The 7,288-nt window shown below is 72.8% G+C and carries 7 protein-coding genes and 1 pseudogene; 3 read left to right on the top strand and 5 right to left on the bottom strand.

Annotated elements, in window-relative coordinates; translation table 11 throughout:
- The 3 genes from L0B03_RS11415 to L0B03_RS11405 all read right to left on the bottom strand — a co-directional run.
- Positions 1-872 (bottom strand): iron ABC transporter permease (locus L0B03_RS11415; protein WP_250445910.1); only part of this gene is annotated, 872 nt, incomplete at its 3' end.
- On the bottom strand, positions 869-1,888 hold the full coding sequence (locus L0B03_RS11410) for a siderophore-interacting protein (RefSeq protein WP_250445909.1): 1,020 nt from the start codon (positions 1,886-1,888) through the stop codon (positions 869-871). The genes L0B03_RS11410 and L0B03_RS11415, both read right to left, overlap by 4 nt.
- A 100-nt stretch (positions 1,889-1,988) precedes the next feature.
- Positions 1,989-2,819: a TetR/AcrR family transcriptional regulator gene (locus tag L0B03_RS11405; protein ID WP_250445908.1), complete on the bottom strand. Its 831-nt coding sequence runs from the start codon at positions 2,817-2,819 to the stop codon at positions 1,989-1,991.
- A gap of 123 nt (positions 2,820-2,942) precedes the next feature.
- Here L0B03_RS11405 and L0B03_RS11400 point away from each other — a divergent pair, with 123 nt between their 5' ends.
- Both L0B03_RS11400 and L0B03_RS11395 read left to right on the top strand, forming a co-directional pair.
- Positions 2,943-3,905, top strand: coding sequence for an ABC transporter ATP-binding protein (locus L0B03_RS11400; RefSeq protein ID WP_250445907.1), 963 nt, complete (start codon positions 2,943-2,945; stop codon positions 3,903-3,905).
- Positions 3,902-4,636, top strand: coding sequence for an ABC transporter permease (locus tag L0B03_RS11395; RefSeq protein WP_250445906.1), 735 nt, complete (start codon positions 3,902-3,904; stop codon positions 4,634-4,636). Before L0B03_RS11400 ends, L0B03_RS11395 begins: the two co-directional genes overlap by 4 nt.
- A 28-nt stretch (positions 4,637-4,664) precedes the next feature.
- Here L0B03_RS11395 and L0B03_RS11390 read toward each other — a convergent pair whose 3' ends face one another.
- Positions 4,665-5,246, bottom strand: coding sequence for a CueP family metal-binding protein (locus L0B03_RS11390; protein ID WP_250445905.1), 582 nt, complete (start codon positions 5,244-5,246; stop codon positions 4,665-4,667).
- Between the two features lie 297 nt (positions 5,247-5,543).
- On the opposite strand from L0B03_RS11390, the gene L0B03_RS11385 reads away from it, so the two are divergent.
- Entirely contained in the window at positions 5,544-6,971 is a 1,428-nt protein-coding gene (locus tag L0B03_RS11385; RefSeq protein WP_250445904.1) for a glycoside hydrolase family 1 protein, read from the top strand.
- Between the two features lie 47 nt (positions 6,972-7,018).
- Here the strand turns inward: L0B03_RS11385 and L0B03_RS11380 are convergent.
- Positions 7,019-7,288 (bottom strand): annotated as a pseudogene (locus L0B03_RS11380) (glycosyl hydrolase); the annotation flags it as partial.

The following is a 7,288-nucleotide window of genomic DNA, read 5'->3' as shown; positions in this document are numbered from 1 at the left end:
CGGGCCCCGTGGGCACCGAGGAGCCCGACGAAGACCAGCGGCCCGGCCAGGGCGGTCGCCGTCGCGCAGAGCAGCACGATGGCGGCCATGGCCGCGGCCCGGGTCGGCAGGAGCCGGAAGCCCAGGCCCCGCGCGACGTCGTCCCCGAGCGCCAGGGCGTCGAGGGCACGGGACAGGCTCAGGGCGGTGATCGTCCCGAGGGCGAGCAGCGGGGCGAGGGTCGCGGCCATCTCGACGTCGCGGCCGGTGAGGGAGCCGACGGTCCAGAAGCGGTACCGGTCCAGGGCAGCGGGGTCGCCGAGCAGCACGAGGGTCGTCGTCGAGGTGAGGCCGGCGGTCACGGCCGCCCCGGCCACGACGAGGACGGCAGGGGAGGAGCCGACCCGGGCCGAGCTCGCGATCGCCCCGATGAGGACCGCGGCCCCGAGGGAGCCGAGCAGGGCGAAGCCGGCCAGGCCCAGGGGAGCGGTCACCCCGGCGAGGCTGATCCCGAGCACGACCGCGAAGGCAGCCCCGGCGTTGACGCCGAGCAGCCCCGGGTCGGCCACCGGGTTCCGCGTGACGCCCTGCATCACGACCCCGGCCATGCCGAGGGCCAGACCGGCGAGGAGCCCGATGATGGTGCGCGGTACGCGGAGCTCGTGGACGACGACGGTCGCGGTGTCCGCGCTCGCGCCCCCGGCGGGGTCGAGGAGCGCTGCGAGCACGGCGCCGGGGCTGATGGTGCGCGCCCCGACGGCGAGGCTCACGGCCACGGCGGCGAGCAGGAGCAGCAGCAGGAGCAGGGCGCCGAGCGGGGCGCGCTGGCGTTGGGGCCGGGTCCTGGTCCGGGGTGGGCGGGGCTCGACGTCGCGGGTGGGTGCGGCGCTCACTGGCCTTCGGGACGTCCGGCGCGCCAGTACCCCATGAAGGCGACGTTGGTCCGGGCCACGCCGATCTCGCGGACGAGGTGGCGGCGCAGGGTCTTGACGGTCTGGGCCTCGCCCGCGATCCACGCGTAGAAGTCGCCGGTGGTCGGGTCGACCGGTGAGTCCCACAGCAGCTGGGTGTCGACGTCGACCTCGTCGAGATCGTCCGGGGTCGAGCGGACGACGCTCGCGTACTCGGCGGTGTGCCGCGGCAGCCAGGTCGAGACGGCCTGGTGCAGCAGGAGCCCGTGGGGGGCCGTGGCCTCGAAGCCCTCGGCCGTCTCGCAGCCGGCGTCCCGCGCGAGCCAGGAGACCTGCGAGCGGCCACGCGGGTAGACGTTGAGGATGTCCGAGCCGGTGGGCACCTCGATGAAGGCCTGGGCGGTCACGCCCTCGGGCAGGGACTCCACGATCGAGCAGATCGCGGGTGCCGCGGTCTCGTCCCCGGCGAGGAGCACGTGCCGGGCCTGGCCAGGACGCCAGTCGAGGCCGACGGTCGGGTCGGCGGACCGCGAGTCCGGCCCGACGACGACGACCGCGTCCCCGACCTGGGCGCGGCGGAGCCAGGCCGAGGCCGGACCCTCCTGGTGCCCTGCGGCGGGCTCGTGGAGAACCATGTCGACGTCCAGCTCCCCGCGCGAGGGCCGGATCGAGCGGACGGTGTAGGTGCGGAACGGGTTGCGCTGCTCCTCGGGGAGCGCCCGCCACTGCGCGTACCAGGTGCCCTCGCGGATGGCCTGCTCGTCCAGGGCTCCCACGTCGCACAGCGAGCCGTCGGGGAAGGGCAGCACGAGCTTGACCCGCTGGTCGAGGCCTGCGGTGCCGAACACGGCGAAGTCCTCGCTCGCGAAGGTCACCCGGAGGAAGTGCGGGCTCAGCCGCAGCACCCGTCGCACGGTGGCCGCGTAGGGCCGGTAGCTCGGGTACTCGGGGGTGGCGGCCGCAGCCTCGGCCCGCGCAGCCTCTGTCCGGGTAAGCATTGCCTTACCTTAGACCGGTCGTGGCGCCGTGAACACTGTGGATCCATTCCAGAGAGCGCGTGCCCCGGGGCGGGAGCGCGGGGCCGGCGGGCGGGGGGCGCTAGCCCTCGAGGATCCGCGCGATCGCCCGGGCCCCGGCCTCGGGGGAGGTGTGGGGGGAGTCGGTCAGCAGGCCCAGCAGGGCGGCCATGTTGGCGACCGAGATCACGGCGAGGGCCGTGTCCCGGTCCTCGACGGTCGGCTCCTCGGCGGCGACACCGCGCCGGGCTGCCCGCAGAGCGGCCATCTGCTCGGCGATGTGCTGCAGGCCCTGCTCCTGGACGGCGCCGAGCTCGGCCCGGGCCTCGGGGTGGCGGATCCCGTAGCTGACGAACTCGAGCATGAGCAGCAGGTGCGGGTTCTGCTGCGCGTCACGCAGCCACGCGGCGAGCGCGTCGTGGTCGATCCCTTCGGCGGTGACCCCGGGGATCTCGTGCTCCTCGTCCTCCGCCTCGTGCCGAACCAGCAGCGACTCCCGGGCGAGGGCCAGGAACACCTCGCTCTTGGAGCCGAAGTGCGCGTAGAGGGCGCCCTTGGTGAATCCCGCCTCGGCGGCGATGTCCCCGACCGAGGCGCCCTCGTACCCGCGAGCGGCGAAGACCCGCGCCGCGGCGGCGAGCAGCTCCGCGCGCGTGCGGTCCACCTTCTCCTGGCGGCGGTCCTGGTTGCGGCGGCCCCCGGCGCTGCGCTCGACCTTCTCCGAGGCGTCGGCCAGGCCGCGTGAGGCCTCGCGAAGGCTCGCCGCGACGGTCTCGCTGACCTCCGGCACCGTGCTCGAGACCTGCTTGCCGATCAGGCGCGTCAGGGCCGCCGTCGCGTCCGCCAGGGCGCGCGTCGCGGCCCCGATCGAGTCATCGTGCGGGCTGTGCTCGTCCTCGCGCTCGCGTGCCATGACCTCACCTTAACCCGCCGTGGTACCGATCGGTATCTCATCGTTCTACCCACTGGTATCTACAAACCGGTCTCTGCTACGTTCTGGAACATACCGAACGGTATGCGAATGGAGGAGGGGACGATGGTGCAGGACGAGGTGCTGACGGTCCGGGGGCTGCGCAAGCGCTACCGCGGACGCCGTGGCGTGCAGGCCAACGACGGGATCGATCTGGACGTCCGGGCAGGCCAGGTGGTGGGGCTGCTGGGGCACAACGGTGCGGGCAAGACGACCCTCGTCAACCAGGTGGTCGGCCTCGTCCTGCCCGACGAGGGCACGATCGTCCTGGACGGGATCGACGCCGTGGCCCGGCCGGGGCAGGCCCGGGCGAGGACCTCGATCCAGGCCCAGGCGAACGTGCCGATCACGGGGCTCACCCCGCGCCTGGCGATCGAGCTGGTCGGGCGGCTGCGTGGCGGTGAGCGCTCAGCAGTGCGGGCCAGGGCCGGCGAGCTCATCGAGGCCCTCGACCTCAGCCCCTGGGCGGACACCCGGGCCGAGAAGGTCTCGGGAGGGATCGCCCGCCTGACGGCCTTCGCGATGACGGTGGTCCAGCCCGGGCGGCTCGTCGTGCTCGACGAGCCCACCAACGACGTCGACCCCGTGCGCCGTCGACTCCTGTGGCAGCAGATCCGACGGCTGGCCGACGAGGGCGCCGGGGTGCTGCTGGTCACCCACAACGTGCGGGAGGCCGAGCGTGTGGTCGACCGCCTCGCGATCCTCGACCACGGCGTGGTGCTGGCCGCGGACACCCCCGCGGGGCTGACGGCCTCCCGGCAGGGGACCCTCACGGTCGAGCTCGACCTGCTGCCCGGCGCGACGGTGACCTGGCCCGACGGCGTCCTCGCCCGGGGCAGCAGCCGGATGCGCGAGGCGGCGAGCGTGCCGGCCGAGGACGCCGCCGAGGTCGTGCGCTGGGCCCAGCGGCAGGTCCAGCAGGGCGCGATCGAGCGCTACTCGCTGGTCCCGGCCTCCCTCGAGGACGTGTACGTCGACCTCGTCGAGGCCGAGCGACACGACGCACCGGCCGAGGAGGTGGCCGCGTGACCGCCGTCCGGCAGACCCTGCTCCTGGCCCAGTGGCAGTTCCGGCGCCAGTCCACCTTCCTGCCCCTGCTCGTCGTCGTGCAGGTGTTCATCGCCGTCGCCACGGTGGTGGGCTACGGCCTCCTGGTGGGCGACCCACCGCCCGAGGTCGCGCTCTACCTCGCGACCGGCGCGCCGACGATCACGCTCATCACCGTGGGTCTGGTCATGACCCCCCAGCTGCTGGCCCAGTCCAAGACCGAGGGCAGCCTCGACTGGATGCGCACCTTGCCCGTCCCGCGCGGCCTGTTCCTCGCCTCGGACCTGCTCGTGTGGACCGTGCTGGCCCTGCCCGGGATGGTGCTCGGCGTGCTGGTCGGGGCGGCTCGGTTCGACATCGAGCTCTCGATCGCGCCCTGGTTGGTGCCGGCCACCCTCCTGGTGTCGATGACCGCGGCCGCCGTGGGGTACGCCCTCGCCTCGGTGCTGCCCCCGCCGCTGGCGAACCTCGTCACGCAGATGCTCGTCTTCGTCGTGCTGCTCTTCTCCCCGGTCAGCTACCCGGCCGAGCGCATGCCCACCTGGCTGCAGCAGGTGCACGAGTGGGCACCGATCGAACCCATGGCCCAGCTGGTCCGGGCAGGCCTCGCGCAGGACGCCTTCTCGATCTCCGGGCGTTCCCTGCTCGTGCTCGTGGTGTGGTGCCTGGTCGCGACGGGGGCCGCGGCCCTGGCGCTCCGGCGGCGCGTCTGAGCCCGCCCGGCGTCGCGACCCGTGGGCCTCAGGTCATCTGGAGCGTGGTGAGGCAGGTCAGTCCGTCGTCGGCGGTCGTGAAGGGCACCTGGCCGCTCTGCCCGTCGACGGTCATCTCGATCGTCCCCTCGACGTCGCGCGGCAGCCAGTACCCGACGAACCCGTTCGCGTAGGTGGTGGCGGTCTCCTCGACGAGCACCGCGCCGGACTCGTCGAGGATGGTCACCTCGACCTCCTGCTCGTCGAGCTCGCCCTGGCAGGTGGTCAGGCTGTGGAAGGCGCACTCGTGGGTCTGGTCGACGTAGGGGGCCACCGCCACGTAGAGGTCGTCGGCGGGCATCTCGAGGCTGAGCTCCTCCTCGCCCTCGGTGAGGAGGAGCTCGTCGGCGCGGACCGAGGCCATCAGGGTGCTCGGACGGTCCTCGCCGCCGAGGCGGTCGAGGTGGTCGATCACCTCGCGGGTGTCCATGCCCTCCAGGCCGTGACGTTCGAGGAGGGCCTGGCCCGCGGCGTCCGTCGGCGAGGCGGGGGTGGTCTCGGGTGCGGTCGAGGAGCAGCCGGCCAGGGCGAGAACCAGGGCTGCGGCGGCGAGGACGGGGCGGCGCGTCATGGGGCCATCCTCACCCGGCGAAGGCCTGGGGCGCGTGGGTCGATCGTCCTGCGGGCGCGTCCAGGCCCTCGACCGGGACGTCGGTGGGGTGGCCGGGTCGCGCTGCTATCGTGCGATCGGGGACGCCGTCGGGCGTCCCAGTTCCGAGCACCGGGATCGTGACCGCGTCGCCGCGGGCGAGACCCAGGCTCCCAGACCCAGCAGGCCGCGACCTCCTCGCGTGCCTCGTGACGGTCGGGCGGCCTGGGTCTTTTTGCTTGTCTGGCGCGGCACGGCCGTCCAGAGGAGAGAGCAGCCATGAGCAGCACCGTCGCCCCGTTCCCCGAGGGCTTCCTGTGGGGCGGGGCCACCGCCGCCAACCAGATCGAGGGCGCCTACGCCGAGGGCGGCAAGGGCCTGTCGATCCAGGACGTGATGCCCCACGGCATCATGACCCCGCGTGCCGAGGGTCCCACCGAGGACAACCTCAAGCAGGTGGCGATCGACTTCTACCACCGCTACGCGCAGGACATCGCGCTGTTCGCCGAGATGGGGTTCCGCACCTTCCGGTTCTCGATCGCGTGGAGCCGCATCTTCCCCCGGGGGGACGAGGCCGAGCCCAACGAGGAGGGCCTCGCCTTCTACGACCGCGTGCTCGACGAGTGCGAGAAGCACGGCATCGAGCCCCTCGTGACGATCTCCCACTACGAGACCCCGCTGCACCTGGCCGAGCAGTACGACGGCTGGGTCAACCGGGACCTCATCGGCTTCTACGAGCGCTACGCCCGCGCGCTGCTCTCCCGCTACGGGCACCGCGTCAAGTACTGGCTGACCTTCAACGAGATCAACTCGGTGCTGCACGCGCCGTTCATGTCCGGCGGGATCAACACCCCCAAGGACCAGCTCTCCGCCTCGGACCTCTACCAGGCCGTGCACCACGAGCTGGTGGCCAGCGCCCTGGCGACCAAGGTCGCCCGCGAGGTGGCCCCCCAGGCCCAGGTCGGCTGCATGATCCTCGCGATGCCCGCCTACCCCCTGAGCCCGGATCCCGACGACGTCATGGCCGCGCTCACCACGGACCGCACGAACCTCGCCTTCGGTGACATCCACGTGCGCGGGGAGTACCCCGGGTACTACCTGCGTCGGCTGCGCGAGGCCGGGGTCGAGCTGCAGATCACCGACGAGGACCGTGCGCTGCTCAAGGAGTACACGGTGGACTTCGTCTCCTTCAGCTACTACGTCAGCATCTGCGAGACCGCCGACCCCGCCAAGCGCGTGGTCGGCCAGGGCAACATCTTCGGCGGGGTGCCGAACCCGCACCTGCAGGCCTCCGAGTGGGGCTGGCAGATCGACCCCGTGGGCCTGCGCGTGGTGCTCAACCAGTTCTGGGACCGGTGGCAGAAGCCGCTGTTCATCGTCGAGAACGGCCTGGGCGCCAAGGACGAGCTGGTCGAGGTCGACGGCGTCACGACCGTGGTCGACGACTACCGGATCGCTTATCTCAACGACCACCTGGTCCAGGTGGGGGAGGCCATCGCCGACGGCGTCGAGGTCATGGGTTACACCACGTGGGGCTGCATCGACCTGGTCAGCGCGAGCACCGCGCAGCTGAGCAAGCGGTACGGCTTCATCTACGTCGACCGCGACGACGAGGGCTCCGGCACCCTCGAGCGGTACAAGAAGAAGTCCTTCGACTGGTACGCCGAGGTCATCGCGACGCAGGGGGCCAGCCTCCGCCAGGGCTGAGCCGCTCCCGGGCGCCGATCGCAGCGGTCGGCCCCCGGGCGTCGCGGTCACCGAGACCCGGCGCCCTGGACGGTGTCGAGGGCGTCGAGGAACCAGTAGTCCCCCCACATGACCGACTCGTCCACGCCCAGGCCCTTGCCCTCGTGGTAGACACCGTGCTTGAGGATCCCCTCCCAGGGCTCGTCGGGCTCGGCGAGGAACTCCGGGTCGCCGAGGGTCACGAGGGTGCGCGCCGCGTGATCGGCGTAGGCCCGGGCCCGGGCGGGGTCGTGGACCAGGCCGGCGAGCTGCCACAGGCCCCCGGCCGCGGCGGCCGC

Source organism: Actinotalea sp. C106 (assembly GCF_023630195.1).
GTDB lineage: Bacteria > Actinomycetota > Actinomycetes > Actinomycetales > Cellulomonadaceae > Actinotalea.
This window is presented reverse-complemented; position numbering and strand designations above follow the sequence as displayed.